Here is a 15,795-nt window from a genome sequence, read left to right as displayed (position 1 = left end):
TGTAGAAGTGGCCAGTACCAGCGCTCGACACCAGACGGATCAATTCACGCATGATTCTCTCCCTTAAACCTTGGCGCCGTTGCGGCGGATGTCAACCAGAACGGCATCGATGCCGCGCTTGTCGATGATACGCATGCCTTTGGCGGATACGCGCAGACGCACGAAACGCTTCTCAGACTCGACCCAGAAGCGATGATGCTGCAGGTTCGGCAGGAAACGACGACGGGTTTTGTTGTTTGCGTGGGAAATGTTGTTCCCGGTTACCGGACCCTTACCGGTAACTTGACAGACTCTCGACATGCCTCAGCCCTCTAAAACCACATGCCCAACCCGGCATGGGTTGGCCGCTTAATCTCTCAGTCTATGGCGCCAGGCGCCGTGTTTCTTCAGGGTCTTATCGGTTATACGCACAGACGCGACAAACCGGGCCCCTAGAAAAGAGCGCTGCTTTATACCAGAAAGACCGGAGTACAACAACAGCAGATACGAATTGCAGTGCAACGAATCATACGCGAACAGCACGGCCGTGGGCTTTGAGCACCCTCGACCACTCGTCGCAAGATAAGCCAAAAAGGATATAGCCATTTAGTCCGGCGCGCACTAGGGTAGGACTCTTCCAGACTGCATCGGCAGATGGGCCATCGATCAGCCAAGGAGTCCCCATGCGTCCTGCCGCTCTACCGTTACTGTTCGCCGCTGTATTTGCGCCTGCACTGGCCCAGGCAGCGGCACTGAGCGTTTGCACCGAAGCCAGCCCTGAAGGCTTCGACGTGGTTCAGTACAACTCGCTGACCACCACCAACGCGTCAGCCGATGTGCTGATGAACCGGCTGGTCGAATTCGACGCGACCCAAGGCCAGGTGGTGCCGAGCCTGGCGGAGCGCTGGACAGTTTCCAGTGATGGCCTGACCTACGAGTTCAAACTGCGTCCCGAGGTGAAGTTCCACAGCACCGCCTACTTCAAGCCCAGTCGCACACTGAATGCCGACGACGTGCTGTTCAGCTTCCAGCGCATGCTCTACCCCGCTCATCCCTGGCACAAGATTGCACAAAGCGGCTTCCCTCATGCGCAATCGCTGCAACTGCCTGAGCTGATCAAGCAGATCGAAGCGCCAGACCCGCTCACCGTGCGCTTCACCCTCGACCACCCGGACGCCACCTTCCTGGCCACGTTGAGCATGGGCTTCGCCTCGATCTACTCGGCCGAATACGCCGACCAACTGTTCAAGGCCGGCACCCCGGAGAAGCTCAACAGCCAGCCCATCGGCAGCGGGCCGTTTGTCTTTGGTCGCTTCCAGAAGGACGCCAACATCCGTTATCGGGCCAACCCGGACTACTTTGCCGGCAAACCGGCGGTCGACCCGTTGATTTTCACGATCACCCCCGATGCCAACGTGCGCCTGCAGAAGTTGCGGCGCAACGAATGCCAGATCGCCTTGTCGCCCAAGCCACTGGACATCGCCGAAGCCGCCAAGGATGACAACCTGAAGGCCGAGAAGACCGATGCCTTCATGACCGCCTTTGTCGCCATCAACAGCCAGCATCCGCCACTGGATAAAGTGGAAGTCCGCCAGGCCATCAACCTGGCATTCGATAAAGCCAGCTACCTGAAGGCGGTTTTTGAAGACACCGCCGTCGCCGCTAACGGCCCTTACCCGCCCAACACCTGGAGTTACGCCAAGGACCTGCCCGGCTACCCCACCAACGTGGACAAAGCCCGCGGCTTGCTGGCCAAGGTTGGCCTGGCGAAGGGCTTCAGCACCACGATCTGGACGCGCCCTTCGGGCAGTCTGCTCAACCCTAACCCAAGCCTGGGCGCACAGTTGTTGCAGGCCGACCTCGGCAAGATCGGCATTCAGGCCGAGATTCGCGTTATCGAATGGGGCGAGCTGATCCGCCGGGCCAAGGCGGGCGAGCATGACCTGCTGTTCATGGGCTGGGCTGGTGACAATGGTGACCCCGACAACTTCCTCAGCCCACAGTTTTCCTGTGCAGCCGTGAAGTCCGGTACCAACTTTGCCCGTTATTGCGACCCGCGCCTGGATCAGTTGATCAGCGCCGGCAAGACCACCAACGACCAGAGCGTGCGCAGCCGCCTGTACGAGCAGGCGCAGACGCTGATCCAGCAGCAGGCATTGTGGCTGCCACTGGCGCACCCAACTGCTGCTGCCCTCACCCGCAAGGGTGTGGAGGGCTATCAGGTAAGCCCGTTTGGCCGGCAGGACTTCTCGAAGGTGAATGTGGCCCGCTAAAACCAGCCGTACTCGACCATCGACAAGGGTTCGCCATCGCCGATGATGAAGTGATCCAGCACCCGGACATCCACCAGCTCAAGCGCCGTCTTGAGCCGCCGGGTGAGGATCACGTCCGACTGGCTGGGCTCCGAAACCCCCGACGGGTGGTTATGGCACAGGATCAAGGCGGCCGCATTGTGTGCAAGCGAGCGTTTGATCACTTGCCGTGGGTAGACACTGGCGCTATCGATAGACCCGCGAAACAGCACTTCAAACGCAAGCACCCGGTGTTTGCTGTCCAGGAACAGGCAGCCAAACACCTCATGCGGCTCGTGACGCAACTCGGCCTTGAGGTAGTCCTTGACGGCCTGCGGGCTCTCCAGGGCCGAGTCCCGGCGCAAACGCTCGGCCAGATGGCGCCGGGCCATCTCCATGACCGCCTGCAACTGGGTAAACTTGGCAGGCCCCAGCCCTGGCTCGGTGCTGAACCGCCTGAGGTCTGCTTCCAACAGCGCTCGCAAGCTGCCGAACTGCTGTAACAGGTAACGCGCCAGGTCGACGGCACTGCGCCCGCGAACCCCGGTTCGTAGAAAAATAGCCAGCAATTCGGCGTCCGAGAGGCTGGTGGCCCCTCGCGCCAGTAACTTCTCCCGAGGCCGCTCCGCGGCCGGCCAATCCTTGATGCTCATGCTACCTCCCTGCCCACTGGGTACTGCTGTCTGGCTTGAGTGCTGTGCTATCTTAGCCCCTCTTTTTCTTCGCCGATTTGGCTTCCTACAAGCCTGATCGGCACGTGCAAACCCTGATTTGACAAGGCAAGCCTATGCAGCGGCTGTATCGGAAACGCATTGTTCTCGGCGTCGGCGGCGGCATCGCCGCCTACAAGAGTGCCGAACTGGTTCGCCGACTTCTTGAGCACGGCGCGCAAGTCCGTGTCGTCATGACCCGTGGCGGTGCTGAATTCATTACCCCCCTGACGATGCAGGCCCTGTCCGGGCACCCGGTTCATCTGGACCTGCTCGACCCGGCCGCCGAAGCCGCCATGGGCCATATCGAGCTGGCAAAGTGGGCCGACCTGGTGCTGATCGCACCGGCCACCGCTGACCTGATCGCACGCCTGGCCCAAGGCGTCGCCAATGACCTGCTGACCACACTGGTGCTGGCCACTGACGCGACGGTTGCCGTCGCCCCGGCCATGAACCAGGCCATGTGGCGCGACCCGGCCACCCAGGCCAACCTTGAACTGCTGCAAAGCCGCCAGATCCAGGTATTCGGCCCGGCGTCCGGTAGCCAGGCCTGTGGTGATATAGGCCTGGGCCGCATGCTTGAAGCCAACGACCTGGCGTGGCATGCCGCCGAATGCTTCAAGCGCGAGTCGCTGACCGGCAAGCATGTACTGATTACGGCCGGCCCGACCCAGGAAAACATCGACCCGGTGCGCTACATCACCAACCACAGCTCCGGCAAAATGGGCTTTGCCCTGGCCGAAGCAGCGGTCGAAGCGGGTGCCAAGGTCACGCTGGTCACCGGCCCTGTACACCTGCCAACCCCTGACCGGGTGACCCGCATCGATGTGGTCAGCGCCCGCGACATGCTCGCCGCCTGTGAAGCCGCCATTCCCTGCGACCTGTTTATCGCCTCGGCAGCGGTTGCGGACTACCGGCCAGAGGTCGTAGCCCCACAAAAGCTCAAGAAAGACCCGACCACCGGTGACGGCCTGCTGCTGCAGATGGTGCGCAACCCCGATATCCTTGCCACCATCGCCACCCGTCCGGACCGTCCGTTCAGTGTCGGCTTTGCCGCCGAGACCGAACACCTGCTCGACTACGCCGCACGCAAGCTCAAGGACAAGAACCTTGACCTGATCGTCGCCAACGATGTCGCCAACCCCAGCATTGGCTTCAACAGCGAAGAGAACGCCTGCAGCGTGATCGACCGGCAACTGCAAGAAACCCTTTTCGCCCAGACCAGCAAAGGCAAGATCGCCCGTCAGCTGATCGCCTTTATTGCTGAACGTCTTAACCAGGTTTAATCGCGCATGCACGCTCTACAAGCCAAGATTCTCGACCCTCGCATCGGCAACGAATTCCCGCTGCCACAGTACGCCACCCCAGGCTCCGCCGGCCTTGACCTGCGTGCCATGCTCAAGGAAGACACCGTCCTGGAGCCAGGCCAGACCCTGCTGATCCCGACTGGCCTGTCGGTGTACATCGGTGACCCCGGCCTGGCAGCCCTGATCCTGCCACGCTCGGGCCTTGGTCATAAGCACGGCATCGTACTGGGCAACCTGGTCGGCCTGATCGACTCCGACTACCAAGGCGAACTGATGGTGTCCTGCTGGAACCGCGGCCAGACTGCATTCACCATCGCTGTTGGCGAGCGAATCGCCCAACTGGTGCTGGTGCCGGTGGTACAAGCCCATTTCGACATCGTCGAAACGTTCGATGAAAGCCAACGCGGCGCGGGTGGCTTCGGCCACTCCGGCAGCCACTGACCCACCGGGCAGCCTCGGCTGCCCAACGCAACCCAACGGATTGGCGAACGCTCTGGCAGAAACACTGTCAAAGCGCTCAATTTGAGCCTGCACCGCACGCCCTTGAGATTGGAGCTCCCCAGTGATGAATGACATGACACAACTGGTACCCACACTCCCTGAAAGCATCTTTCGCGCCTATGACATTCGTGGCGTGGTTGGCGACACCCTGACCGCCGAGACTGCCTATTGGATTGGCCGGGCCATTGGTGCCCAGAGCCTGGCTCAAGGCGAGCCGCAAGTTTCAGTGGGCCGTGACGGCCGCCTGTCCGGGCCGATGCTGGTCGAGCAGTTGATCAAAGGCCTGGCCGAGGCCGGTTGCCAGGTCAGCGACGTGGGCCTGGTGCCTACGCCTGCCCTGTACTACGCCGCCAACGTCCTCGCCGGCAAATCCGGCGTCATGCTGACCGGCAGCCACAACCCGCCGAACTACAACGGTTTCAAGATCGTCATCGCCGGTGACACCCTGGCCAACGAGCAGATCCAAGCGCTGCTGACCCGCCTGAAGACCAACGACCTGAGCCATGGCCAAGGCCATGTCGAGCGCGTCGAGATCCTTGATCGCTACTTCCAGCAGATCACTGGCGACATCAAGCTGGCGAAAAAGCTCAAGGTCGTTGTGGACTGCGGCAACGGCGCAGCCGGTGTCATTGCCCCACAACTGATCGAAGCCTTGGGCTGCGAGATGATTCCGCTGTTCTGCGAAGTGGACGGCAACTTCCCGAACCACCATCCAGACCCAGGCAAGCCCGAAAACCTGGTCGACCTGATCGCCAAGGTGAAAGAGACCGGCGCGGACCTGGGCCTGGCCTTTGACGGCGACGGCGACCGCGTCGGTGTCGTGACCAACACCGGCAACATCGTCTACCCGGACCGCTTGCTGATGCTGTTTGCCAAGGACGTACTGGCCCGCAACCCGGGCGCCGAAATCATCTTCGACGTCAAATGCACCCGCCGCCTGAGCCCATTGATCGAGCAGTACGGTGGTCGTCCACTGATGTGGAAAACCGGTCATTCGCTGATCAAGAAGAAAATGAAGCAGAGCGGCGCCCTGCTGGCCGGCGAGATGAGCGGACACATCTTCATCAAGGAGCGTTGGTTCGGCTTCGACGACGGTATTTACAGCGCCGCGCGGCTGCTGGAAATCCTCAGCAAGGAGTCGGTCGACGCCGAAACTCTATTCGCCGCCTTCCCAAATGATATTTCCACGCCGGAAATCAACATTGAAGTGACCGACGAAGGTAAATTCAGCATCATTGATGCACTGCAGCGTGATGCGGATTGGGGCGAAGCCAGCCTGACCACCATTGACGGTGTTCGAGTCGACTACCCCAACGGCTGGGGCCTGGTGCGCGCCTCCAATACCACCCCGGTACTGGTGCTGCGCTTTGAAGCCGAAACCGACGCCGAACTGCAACGCATCAAGGATGTTTTCCACGCGCAACTGAAGCGTGTTGAACCCAACCTGCAACTACCGTTCTGACCGACTACTGTTCCACTGGAGCTTTGCATGACCCTCGATCGTGATGCCGCCACCCATGTCGCCCAGGTATTGTCCGAAGCGCTGCCTTATATCCGCCGCTTTGTCGGCAAGACCCTGGTGATCAAGTACGGCGGCAACGCGATGGAGAGCGAAGAGCTCAAAACCGGTTTCGCCCGTGACGTGGTCCTGATGAAAGCCGTGGGTATCAACCCTGTGGTCGTACACGGCGGCGGCCCGCAGATCGGCGATCTGCTCAAGCGCCTGTCGATCGAAAGCCACTTTATCGATGGCATGCGCGTCACTGACGCACAAACCATGGACGTGGTCGAGATGGTTCTCGGTGGCCAGGTCAACAAGGACATCGTCAACCTGATCAACCGTCATGGCGGCAGCGCCATCGGCCTGACCGGTAAGGACGCTGAGCTGATTCGTGCGAAGAAGCTCAAGGTCACCCGTCAGACCCCGGAAATGACCTCGCCTGAAATCATCGACATCGGCCATGTAGGCGAAGTGGTTGGGGTAAATACCGACCTGCTGAACATGCTGGTCAAGGGCGACTTCATCCCGGTGATCGCACCGATTGGTGTTGGTGCCAACGGCGAGTCCTACAACATCAACGCCGACCTGGTCGCTGGCAAGGTCGCCGAAGCCCTGAAGGCCGAGAAGTTGATCCTGCTGACCAACATCGCAGGCCTGATGGACAAGCAAGGTCACGTGCTGACCGGTCTGACCACCGAGCAGGTCAACGACCTGATCGCCGATGGCACCATCTACGGCGGCATGCTGCCGAAGATTCGCTGCGCGCTGGAAGCCGTCCAGGGTGGCGTCAACAGCTCGCACATCATCGACGGTCGGGTTCCGAATGCGGTCCTGCTGGAAATCTTCACCGACAGCGGCGTCGGCACCCTGATTACCAATCAGAAGCCTGAGTAACAGCCTCAGCTCCCGATCTGGTGGCACACCAGAGAAGCAAAAAGGCCCTGCATTGCAGGGCCTTTTTGTTGCGCATGGGCTTCAGATACCGTACTGGGCCCGGTACGCTTCGACCGCAGGCAGATGCTGCTTGAGCGCTGGATCGTCAGCGAGGAACTCCAGCACCTGAGTCAGCGACACAATGCTGACCACCGGGATACCAAAGTCACGCTCCACTTCCTGGATCGCCGACAGCTCGCCGTTGCCGCGCTCCTGACGGTTCAGTGCGATCAGCACGCCAGCGGCCTTGGCCTGCTGCCCCTGGATGATCTGCATGACCTCGCGGATCGCCGTGCCGGCAGTGATCACGTCGTCGATGATCAATACGTCGCCGGTCAGTGGCGCGCCGACCAGGCTGCCGCCTTCGCCATGGCTCTTGGCTTCCTTGCGGTTGAAGCACCACGGCACGTCGAGCTGGTGATGCTCAGCCAGCGCTACAGCGGTCGCTGCAGCCAGCGGGATGCCTTTGTAGGCCGGGCCGAACAGCACGTCGAACGGAATCTTGCTGTCGACAATCGCCGCAGCATAGAAACGCCCGAGCTGAGCCAGGGCCGCGCCGCTGTTGAACAGGCCGGCATTGAAGAAATACGGGCTGGTACGCCCCGACTTGAGGGTGAACTCACCGAAGCGCAGAACCCCACGATCGATGGCAAAACGAATAAAGTCGCGCTGATACGGCTGCATGTAGAGTCCCGGATGCCACGGATTTAGCTAATTGAGTACAGCTCGGGTATCATACACGCACGAGATTTTTGGGGCCATTTATGCGGATCATCAGTGTGAACGTAAATGGCATTCAGGCTGCAGTCGAGCGTGGTTTGCTCAGTTGGCTGCAAGCCCAGAATGCCGACGTCATCTGCCTTCAGGATACCCGCGCCTCGGCCTTTGAACTCGACGACCCAGCTTTCCAGCTCGATGGCTACTTCCTTTATGCCTGCGACGCAGAAGTCCCCGCCCAAGGCGGTGTGGCACTTTACTCGCGCTTGCAGCCCAAGGCAGTCATCAGCGGCCTGGGCTTCGAGACAGCCGACCGCTACGGACGTTACCTGCAGGCAGACTTCGACAAAGTCAGTATTGCCACCTTGCTGCTGCCTTCCGGGCAGAACGGCGACGAAGACTTGAACCAGAAGTTCAAGTTGATGGACGACTTCGCCAAATACCTGGACAAGCAACGTCGCAAGCGTCGTGAATACATTTACTGCGGCTCGCTGTATGTCGCGCAGCAGAAGCTCGACATCAAGAACTGGCGCGACAGCCAGCAGTCCCCGGGCTTCCTGGCACCGGAACGGGCCTGGATGGACACCATCGTCGGCGACATGGGCTATGTCGATGCCCTGCGCGAAGTCAGCCGCGAAGGCGAGCAGTACAGCTGGTGGCCGGACAACGAACAGGCCGAGATGCTCAACCTGGGCTATCGCTTCGACTACCAGTTGCTGACACCAGGCCTGCGTCGCTTCGTGCGTAGCGCACGCCTGCCACGCCAGCCACGCTTCTCCCAGCATGCGCCACTGATCGTGGACTATGACTGGACGCTGACCATTTAAACGGTCACGCACAAAAACGAACCCCCGCTTTTCAGCGGGGGTTCGTTTTTATGTGCCAAAAATAGCGCAAGACACCCTGTGGGAGTTGGCTTGCCAACGATGCAGGCGCCGCGTACTCATTGGCACCCCGCCGACGCCATCGCAGGCAAGCCTGCATCCCACAGGAAAAGCCAACAACCCTGCCGCTACTGAATCACCCGCCAGGTAAAGGGGTAGCGATACGCCTGCCCCTCATTGACCTTGACCGAAGCGATGATCATCAGGATGGCTGCGGCCACTACCAGCAGGCCGAGCAACGCAAAGCCAATCAATATGATGAACAGTGCGATGCAGATCACGTAGGCAATGGTCACAGTAATCTGGAAGTTCAGCGATTCCTTACCTTGGGCATCGATGAACGGGTCCAGCTCACGCTTCCATTGCCAGATGATCAACGGCCCCAGCAAGTTGCCGAAGGGGAACAACAACCCGCAGAACGCCGCGAGGTGGCAGAACATCGCCCACTGGCGCACATCGGCACTCGGGGTGGATGCATTCAGAGGTTGTTCGCCCATCAGGCCATCCTCACTCAGTCAGCCAGCGAAGCGCTCTGCAGCTCGAAGAGGTCGCTCATGCCTTTTTGCGCCAATGCCAACATGGCATTGAGCTCTTCGGGCTGGAACGGCGCGCCTTCAGCGGTGCCCTGCACTTCGATGAAGCCACCGGCGCTGGTCATGACCACGTTCAGGTCAGTCTCGGCAGCGGAGTCTTCCAGGTAGTCCAGGTCGAGCACTGGAACGCCTTGGTACATGCCCACCGAAACGGCAGCGATCATGTGCTTGAGCGGGTCTCCGCCCTTGAGGCCGCCACGCTTCTTGACGACACGCAGGGCATCGACCAGCGCGACCATGGCACCGGTGATCGACGCCGTGCGGGTACCGCCATCGGCCTGGATCACGTCGCAGTCGACGTAGAGGGTAATGTCGCCGAGCTTGCTCATGTCCAGCGCAGCACGCAGCGAGCGGCCGATCAAACGCTGGATTTCCAGGGTGCGGCCACCCTGTTTGCCACGGCTGGCTTCGCGCTGGTTACGCTCGCCAGTGGAGCGCGGCAGCATGCCGTACTCTGCTGTCAGCCAGCCTTGGCCCTGACCTTTGAGGAACCGGGGAACACCATTTTCGACGCTGACCGTGCAGACGACTTTGGTGTCGCCGAACTCGACCAGTACCGACCCTTCGGCGTGCTTGGTGTAGTTGCGGGTGATGCGGATCGAGCGGAGCTGATCGGCAACGCGACCACTTGGACGTTTCATAGGGGATACCTGTACTGGACTTGAATCTGCCCAGCATTATAGAGCGCCCAGGCTCCGCTGGACATGCCCAAGGCAGAAACAGCTGTTTATGCACCCGCAGGGTACGCGCCAGCCTTGAGCCAGAGACGTTGGTCGGTTTTTTCCGGCAATCCAGAGAGTGTTTGTAACATCAGTGGATTGGGAGCACACCTCGCACTGCGCTACAATCCTGCGCCTTTGCAGCCTGTCGGCTTCCCTTCAACCTACTGCGAGGTACTTCCCATGGTGCATAGCATGACCGCCTTTGCCCGCGCCGAACGCGCTGGCGCCCAAGGTACCCTCATCTGGGAATTGCGCTCGGTCAACCACCGCTACCTGGAACCCCACTTACGTCTGCCTGATGCCTTCCGCGACCTTGAAGGCACGGTACGTGAAGCCCTCCGTCAGGGCCTGTCACGCGGCAAGGTCGAATGCACGTTGCGCTTCAATGAAGAAAGCACTGGCAAACCCTTGCAGGTTGATCGCGAGCGCGCTGCGCAACTGGTTGCCGCCGCCGAGACCGTCGCCAGCCTGATCAAGCAGCCTGCTGCGCTCAACCCGCTGGAAGTGCTGGCGTGGCCAGGCGTGCTGGTGGCAGACGCGACAGACCCGCAAGCGTTGAATATCGAGGCCATGAGCCTGTTTGAAGAGGCCCTGAAGGAGCTGCGCAACGGTCGCAACCGCGAGGGCACCGAGCTGGCCAGGCTGATCAACGAACGCCTGGACAACATGGCCACCGAGGTCACGACCCTGCGTGCCCTGGTACCGCAGATGCTGACCGTTCAGCGCCAGAAGGTCCTGGATCGCTTCACGGACATGAAAGCCGAACTCGACCCGCAGCGCCTGGAACAGGAAATGGTGCTACTGGCCCAGAAAAGCGACGTCGCCGAAGAGCTGGACCGCCTGAGCACCCACATGACCGAGGTACGCCGTGTACTCAAGTCCGGTGGTGCCGCAGGCCGGCGTCTCGACTTCCTGATGCAGGAGCTGAACCGCGAAGCGAACACCCTTGGCTCCAAAGCCTTCGACCCACGTAGCACCCAAGCAGCGGTCAACCTCAAGGTCCTGATCGAGCAGATGCGTGAACAAGTACAGAACATTGAGTAAGGCCACCCCGACCATGAACCACAGCAGCGGCATCCTCTACATCATCTCGGCCCCTTCCGGCGCCGGCAAGACCAGCCTGGTCAAAGCCCTCATCGACGCCGAGCCGAGCATTCGCGTTTCGGTCTCGCACACCACCCGCGCCATGCGTCCGGGCGAAGAAAATGGGGTGAACTACCACTTCGTCGATCGCGCCGAGTTCATCCGCATGACCGAACACGGCGACTTTCTGGAGCAGGCCGAAGTCTTCGGCAACCTCTACGGCACGTCGCAGAGCACGCTGCAGCAAACCCTGGACGAAGGCCACGACCTGATTCTGGAAATCGACTGGCAGGGTGCCGAACAAGTACGCAAGCAGATGCCACAGGCACGCTCGATCTTCATCCTGCCGCCGAGCCAGCAGGCCCTACGCCAGCGCCTGACCAACCGTGGCCAGGACAGCGATGAGATCATTGAGGGTCGGATGCGTGAAGCCGTCAGCGAGATGAGCCACTACAACGAGTACGACTTCGTCATCATCAACGACGACTTCGCCATGGCCCTTGAAGACCTCAAGGCGATCTTCAGGGCCAATCGCCTGCAGCAGAAGAGCCAGCAACAGCGCCACAGCGAGCTACTCAAACAGTTGCTCGCCTGATTGGCGCCGTCTCAGCGTCGGCAGGGCAGCGTTGCCTGCCGATGCAGGGTCATCCCCAGGAAGAACGCTGGTGCACGCATGCGCGACAGCACCATCAGGAAGATGCCCAGCAACAGAATGATCATCGCGATCACGAACACCAGGCCCAGGCCTGCGACATGCGAGCCACTGCCGAACGACGGGGAAGCACTGTCGATGGCGGTCTGAACGAAGATCACCGACAGAATCCCGCCGCCCACGAAGGGGCACAGGCCGCGCATCATGAAGTGACGCAGGCTGTCGAACAGGCTGTCGCGGAAGTACCACACGCACGCGAACGCCGTCAGCGAGTAGTAGAAGCAGATCATCATCCCCAGCGCGGTGATGGTGTCGGCCAATACGTTTTCACTCAGGGTGCGCATGGTGACGTAGAACAGGCCGGCTGCAACGCCTGCGCAGATGGTCGCGTAGCGTGGCGTCTGTGAGCGCGGGCAGATGCTGGCAAATCGCTCAGGCACGGCACCGTAGTACCCCATGGCCAGCAGCGTGCGCGCTGGCGAGACGAAGGTCGACTGCAGGGACGCCGCGGTACTGGCCAGTACCGCAATGGACATCAGGATAGCCAGCGGCCCCATGACCGGGCCGGCCAGGTGTGCGAAGACGTTCTCTTGAATGCGCGGGTTGCCCAGCCCCAGGCCAATGTCACCGATACCGGCGAACTGCAAGGTAGCAATACCGGTCACCAGGTACAGGCCAAGGATCAACAGCACGGTCCAGGTGGCAGCCTTGCCAGGGACTTCTTCACTGCCCACCGACTCTTCGCTCACAGTCAGGCAGACGTCCCACCCCCAGAAAATGAAGATCGACAGCGACAGCCCGGCTGCAAACGAGGAGAACGACTCGACGCCAAACGGGTTGAACCAGTCTGAGTCGAATTGCAGCGGCGGGATGGTCGGCGACCCACCGAACGCGGCCATGGAGAAACCGATCAGCACCACCAGTTGCAAGGCCACCAGGCCATACTGCACCGTCATGGTAGTACCCATGCCACGGCAGCAGATCCACACGGCCATGGCAATAAAGACACAACAGGTGGTGACGTTGACCAACAGGTTATCGCTCAGCGCAGACACCTCATGGCTGCCGCTGAGCTGGCCGAGGAACAGGTAGAAGAAGTCCACCGCCACACCCGCCAGGTTGGACAACACAATGGTCGTCGCGGTGACCAGGCCCCAGCCACCGATCCAGCCAATCATCGGGCCAAAGGCACGGGCAGACCAGGTGAATGACGTGCCGCTATCGGGCTCGGCAGCGTTCAGCTCGCGGTAGCCCAGCGCAACCAGCAGCATGGGCAGGAAGCCGACAAGGAACACCGCTGGCAGGTGTGCGCCGACTTCGCGCACGGTAGGCCCGAGCGCGCCGGTCAGGGTGTAAACCGGCGCAATGGTGGAGATGCCAAGCACAATGCTGGCAAGCAGCCCGAGCCGGCCCTTGGCCAGCCCTTTGCTGCGATGGGTGGAAGCGCCTGAGCTGGCCTGCGCCGACTCTGCCGAGCCCGAGGGCCGACTCGCTTCTGTGTATTCACTCATGAGTATTTGCCGTCGCTATTGGTATTGTTCTAGATGGGCGTCTTGCAAGGCACCCGCTTTCACTCATGGAAAGCTCACTGCTTGATTCATGACATCCGGGGGCGCCGGACAGCCTCAAATGGCCGCCACCTCAACACGCTTTCCCGCCGCATGGGCGATACAAGCCTCGCGGAACGCCTGAAACAGGCGCAACGAGACAGGGTTGTCGGTAAAACGCCATTCCGGATGCCACTGAACGCCAAGAACAAACCCTGGCGCGTTATCCAGCGTGACCGCCTCGACCAATCCATCCGGCGCAACGGCTTCGACCCGCAGGCCACTGGCCAGGCGCTCGATGCCCTGGCCATGCAACGAGTTGACCTCGAAAACCATGGGCAGCCCCAAGCGCTCGAAAAGCCCACCCGGCTGCACGCTCACTGAGTGCTGCGGTGCGTATTGCACCTCCAGCGCAACGTCTTTCGGCTCGCGGTGGTCCAGGTAGCCAGGCAACTCATGAACCTGTTGATGCAGGCTGCCACCGAGGCTCACATTCAGCTCCTGGAAACCACGGCAAATGCAAAACACAGGCACGCCCGCCGCAATCGCCGCACGCAACAACGGCAGGGTCAGGCGATCACGGTACACATCGTGTCGGGTTCCCTCCGCGCTGGGGCTGCCATTGTAATGATGCGGCTCCACATTTGAAGGCGAACCGGTAAAAAGAATGCCATCCAACCGCTCTAGCACGAGCTCTGCAGCCACAGGCTCGGCACGCGCAGGCAATATCAGGGGAATCCCGGCGAAGCCTGCAGCCTCGACATACTTGTCACCCGCCGTGTGCGAGGAATTCTTTTCCAGTTGCTGGCGGCAGGCAGTGACGCCAATCAGTGGGGTAACCTGCTTCATCTGTCAGCCCTCGTTTACAACTTGATCCAGGTCGCCTTGAGTTCGGTGTACTTGTCGAACGCATGCAGTGACTTGTCACGCCCGTTACCGGACTGCTTGAAGCCGCCGAACGGCGCCGTCATGTCACCACCGTCGTACTGGTTGACCCAGACACTACCAGCGCGCAGGGCCTTGGCCGTGCGGTGCGCCTTGGACAGGTCGCTGCTCCAGACCGCTGCGGCCAGGCCGAACGGTGAGTCGTTGGCAATGCTGATGGCTTCTTCGGCGGTATCGAACGCAATCACTGACAGCACCGGGCCGAAGATCTCTTCACGGGCAATACGCATGGCATTGTCCACACCATCAAAGATCGTCGGCTCCACATAGACGCCGCCGGTTTCTTCCAGCACGCGCTTGCCACCAGCGACCAGCGTCGCACCGTCGGCGGCACCGGCCTCGACATAGCCCAGCACGGTATCCAGCTGGGTGCCGTCCACCAGGGCGCCAACCCGAGTAGTCGGGTCCAGCGAATGGCCGGGCTTCCAAGCCTTGAGCGCCTCAATGACCATCGGCAGAAAGCGATCCTTGATGCTGCGCTCGACCAGCAGGCGCGAGCCCGCCACACACACTTCGCCCTGGTTGAAGGCAATGGCGCAAGCGGCGGCGTCAGCTGCTGCCTGCAGGTCAGGGGCGTCGGCAAAGACGATGTTCGGGCTCTTGCCACCAGCCTCCAGCCAGACACGCTTCATGTTCGATTCGCCGGCATAGATCATCAGTTGCTTGGCGATCTTGGTTGAACCGGTAAACACCAAGGTGTCCACGTCCATGTGCAGGGCCAGGGCCTTGCCGACGGTGTGGCCATAGCCTGGCAGCACGTTCAGCACGCCCGCAGGGATACCGGCTTCGATAGCCAGTTGAGCGATGCGAATGGCGGTCAGTGGCGACTTTTCCGAAGGCTTGAGGATCACCGAGTTACCGGTGGCCAGCGCCGGGCCGAGCTTCCAGCAGGCCATCATCAGAGGGAAGTTCCACGGCACGATCGCCGCCACCACACCTACCGCTTCGCGGGTAACCAAACCCAGCTGGTCGACCGGCGTTGGCGCCACTTCGTCGTAGACCTTATCAATGGCCTCTGCGCTCCAGCGGATGGCATTCGCCGCGCCCGGCACGTCGATGCTGAGCGAGTCACTGATCGGCTTGCCCATATCCAGGGTTTCCAGCAGCGCCAGCTCCTGGGCGTTGGCCAACAGCGCGTCAGCGAAAGCAATCAGCACACGCTTGCGCTGTGCAGGTGCCAGGCCCGACCAGGCGCCGCTTTCAAAACTGCGGCGGGCTGCCAGGACAGCACGCTCGGCATCTGCGGCATCACAACTGGCGATATTGGCCAGGTGACGGCCATCGACCGGGCTCAAGCTCTCGAAGGTTTCAGCCGAGACAGCAGCCTGGTACTGGCCATCGATAAAGGCACGCCCTTCGATGCTCAGGCTCTGGAAAAGGGATTCCCATTGTGCGCGGGACAAGGTGGTCATGTTCGTGTGCTCCAGGCC

The 15,795-nt window shown here is 61.0% G+C and carries 15 protein-coding genes and 1 pseudogene; 8 read left to right on the top strand and 8 right to left on the bottom strand.

Annotated features, from left to right (window positions below; genetic code table 11):
* Window positions 1-63 precede the first annotated feature (63 nt).
* Window positions 64-300, bottom strand: a complete 237-nt coding sequence (gene rpmB, locus EKA13_RS04245; protein ID WP_010225868.1) for a 50S ribosomal protein L28 — start codon at window positions 298-300, stop codon at window positions 64-66.
* Window positions 301-662: 362 nt separating this feature from the next.
* Between rpmB and EKA13_RS04240 the strand changes: the two genes are divergently transcribed.
* Complete coding sequence (locus EKA13_RS04240; RefSeq protein ID WP_065758160.1) at window positions 663-2,252, top strand: ABC transporter substrate-binding protein; 1,590 nt, start codon at window positions 663-665, stop codon at window positions 2,250-2,252.
* Here EKA13_RS04240 and radC read toward each other — a convergent pair.
* Entirely contained in the window at window positions 2,249-2,923 is a 675-nt protein-coding gene (gene radC / locus EKA13_RS04235; RefSeq protein ID WP_065758159.1) for a RadC family protein, read from the bottom strand. The two genes, EKA13_RS04240 and radC, sit on opposite strands and share 4 nt — an antisense overlap.
* A gap of 134 nt (window positions 2,924-3,057) precedes the next feature.
* Between radC and coaBC the strand changes: the two genes are divergently transcribed.
* The 4 genes and pseudogenes from coaBC (at window position 3,058) to argB (ending at window position 7,183) form a co-directional block, all read left to right on the top strand.
* Window positions 3,058-4,266, top strand: coding sequence for a bifunctional phosphopantothenoylcysteine decarboxylase/phosphopantothenate--cysteine ligase CoaBC (gene coaBC / locus EKA13_RS04230; protein WP_065758158.1), 1,209 nt, complete (start codon window positions 3,058-3,060; stop codon window positions 4,264-4,266).
* Window positions 4,267-4,272: 6 nt separating this feature from the next.
* Entirely contained in the window at window positions 4,273-4,728 is a 456-nt protein-coding gene (gene dut / locus EKA13_RS04225; RefSeq protein ID WP_065758157.1) for a dUTP diphosphatase, read from the top strand.
* Window positions 4,729-4,870: 142 nt separating this feature from the next.
* Window positions 4,871-6,250 (top strand): annotated as a pseudogene (locus EKA13_RS04220) (phosphomannomutase/phosphoglucomutase); the annotation flags it as partial.
* Window positions 6,251-6,277: 27 nt separating this feature from the next.
* Window positions 6,278-7,183 carry an acetylglutamate kinase gene (gene argB / locus EKA13_RS04215; protein WP_065758155.1) on the top strand — a complete coding sequence of 302 codons (906 nt, stop codon included), beginning with the start codon at window positions 6,278-6,280 and terminating at the stop codon, window positions 7,181-7,183.
* An 81-nt stretch (window positions 7,184-7,264) separates the two neighbouring features.
* Here the strand turns inward: argB and pyrE are convergent, their stop codons facing one another.
* A complete protein-coding gene (pyrE, locus tag EKA13_RS04210; RefSeq protein WP_065758154.1) occupies window positions 7,265-7,906 on the bottom strand; it encodes an orotate phosphoribosyltransferase in 642 nt (213 codons plus the stop codon).
* A gap of 80 nt (window positions 7,907-7,986) precedes the next feature.
* Here pyrE and EKA13_RS04205 point away from each other — a divergent pair, with 80 nt between their 5' ends.
* Window positions 7,987-8,766, top strand: coding sequence for an exodeoxyribonuclease III (locus tag EKA13_RS04205; protein ID WP_065758153.1), 780 nt, complete (start codon window positions 7,987-7,989; stop codon window positions 8,764-8,766).
* 185 nt (window positions 8,767-8,951) lie between these two features.
* Here the strand turns inward: EKA13_RS04205 and EKA13_RS04200 are convergent, their stop codons facing one another.
* The gene (locus EKA13_RS04200; RefSeq protein ID WP_065758152.1) at window positions 8,952-9,320 is read right to left on the bottom strand and encodes a DUF4870 domain-containing protein; all 369 of its coding nucleotides are present in this window, start codon (window positions 9,318-9,320) and stop codon (window positions 8,952-8,954) included.
* A gap of 14 nt (window positions 9,321-9,334) precedes the next feature.
* Window positions 9,335-10,057 (bottom strand): ribonuclease PH, encoded by a 723-nt coding sequence (rph, locus tag EKA13_RS04195; protein WP_065758151.1) that lies wholly within the window; start codon window positions 10,055-10,057, stop codon window positions 9,335-9,337.
* 261 nt (window positions 10,058-10,318) lie between these two features.
* On the opposite strand from rph, the gene EKA13_RS04190 reads away from it, so the two are divergent.
* Window positions 10,319-11,182 carry a YicC/YloC family endoribonuclease gene (locus EKA13_RS04190; protein WP_065758150.1) on the top strand — a complete coding sequence of 288 codons (864 nt, stop codon included), beginning with the start codon at window positions 10,319-10,321 and terminating at the stop codon, window positions 11,180-11,182.
* Between the two features lie 13 nt (window positions 11,183-11,195).
* Window positions 11,196-11,816: a guanylate kinase gene (gene gmk / locus EKA13_RS04185; protein ID WP_065758149.1), complete on the top strand. Its 621-nt coding sequence runs from the start codon at window positions 11,196-11,198 to the stop codon at window positions 11,814-11,816.
* An 11-nt stretch (window positions 11,817-11,827) separates the two neighbouring features.
* On the opposite strand, the gene EKA13_RS04180 is transcribed toward gmk, so the two are convergent.
* The 3 genes from EKA13_RS04180 to EKA13_RS04170 form a co-directional block, all read right to left on the bottom strand.
* Window positions 11,828-13,384 (bottom strand): APC family permease, encoded by a 1,557-nt coding sequence (locus tag EKA13_RS04180; RefSeq protein WP_065758148.1) that lies wholly within the window; start codon window positions 13,382-13,384, stop codon window positions 11,828-11,830.
* A gap of 114 nt (window positions 13,385-13,498) precedes the next feature.
* On the bottom strand, window positions 13,499-14,269 hold the full coding sequence (locus EKA13_RS04175; protein ID WP_065758147.1) for a gamma-glutamyl-gamma-aminobutyrate hydrolase family protein: 771 nt from the start codon (window positions 14,267-14,269) through the stop codon (window positions 13,499-13,501).
* A 14-nt stretch (window positions 14,270-14,283) separates the two neighbouring features.
* Window positions 14,284-15,777, bottom strand: a complete 1,494-nt coding sequence (locus tag EKA13_RS04170; RefSeq protein ID WP_065758146.1) for an aldehyde dehydrogenase — start codon at window positions 15,775-15,777, stop codon at window positions 14,284-14,286.
* Window positions 15,778-15,795: the final 18 nt, after the last annotated feature.

The organism is Pseudomonas defluvii, assembly GCF_001695625.1.
GTDB lineage: Bacteria > Pseudomonadota > Gammaproteobacteria > Pseudomonadales > Pseudomonadaceae > Aquipseudomonas > Aquipseudomonas defluvii.
Note: the sequence above shows the minus strand (reverse complement) of the source record. Positions and strands in the feature narration are given on the sequence as shown.

Excerpts from the sequence above, each read along its gene's own strand:
- rpmB (WP_010225868.1), bottom strand. The coding sequence starts at position 300 with ATGTCGAGAGTCTGTCAAGTTACCGGTAAGGGTCCGGTAACCGGGAAC.
- EKA13_RS04240 (WP_065758160.1), top strand. The coding sequence starts at position 663 with ATGCGTCCTGCCGCTCTACCGTTACTGTTCGCCGCTGTATTTGCGCCT.
- radC (WP_065758159.1), bottom strand. The coding sequence starts at position 2,923 with ATGAGCATCAAGGATTGGCCGGCCGCGGAGCGGCCTCGGGAGAAGTTA.
- coaBC (WP_065758158.1), top strand. The coding sequence starts at position 3,058 with ATGCAGCGGCTGTATCGGAAACGCATTGTTCTCGGCGTCGGCGGCGGC.
- dut (WP_065758157.1), top strand. The coding sequence starts at position 4,273 with ATGCACGCTCTACAAGCCAAGATTCTCGACCCTCGCATCGGCAACGAA.
- argB (WP_065758155.1), top strand. The coding sequence starts at position 6,278 with ATGACCCTCGATCGTGATGCCGCCACCCATGTCGCCCAGGTATTGTCC.
- pyrE (WP_065758154.1), bottom strand. The coding sequence starts at position 7,906 with ATGCAGCCGTATCAGCGCGACTTTATTCGTTTTGCCATCGATCGTGGG.
- EKA13_RS04205 (WP_065758153.1), top strand. The coding sequence starts at position 7,987 with ATGCGGATCATCAGTGTGAACGTAAATGGCATTCAGGCTGCAGTCGAG.
- EKA13_RS04200 (WP_065758152.1), bottom strand. The coding sequence starts at position 9,320 with ATGGGCGAACAACCTCTGAATGCATCCACCCCGAGTGCCGATGTGCGC.
- rph (WP_065758151.1), bottom strand. The coding sequence starts at position 10,057 with ATGAAACGTCCAAGTGGTCGCGTTGCCGATCAGCTCCGCTCGATCCGC.
- EKA13_RS04190 (WP_065758150.1), top strand. The coding sequence starts at position 10,319 with ATGGTGCATAGCATGACCGCCTTTGCCCGCGCCGAACGCGCTGGCGCC.
- gmk (WP_065758149.1), top strand. The coding sequence starts at position 11,196 with ATGAACCACAGCAGCGGCATCCTCTACATCATCTCGGCCCCTTCCGGC.
- EKA13_RS04180 (WP_065758148.1), bottom strand. The coding sequence starts at position 13,384 with ATGAGTGAATACACAGAAGCGAGTCGGCCCTCGGGCTCGGCAGAGTCG.
- EKA13_RS04175 (WP_065758147.1), bottom strand. The coding sequence starts at position 14,269 with ATGAAGCAGGTTACCCCACTGATTGGCGTCACTGCCTGCCGCCAGCAA.
- EKA13_RS04170 (WP_065758146.1), bottom strand. The coding sequence starts at position 15,777 with ATGACCACCTTGTCCCGCGCACAATGGGAATCCCTTTTCCAGAGCCTG.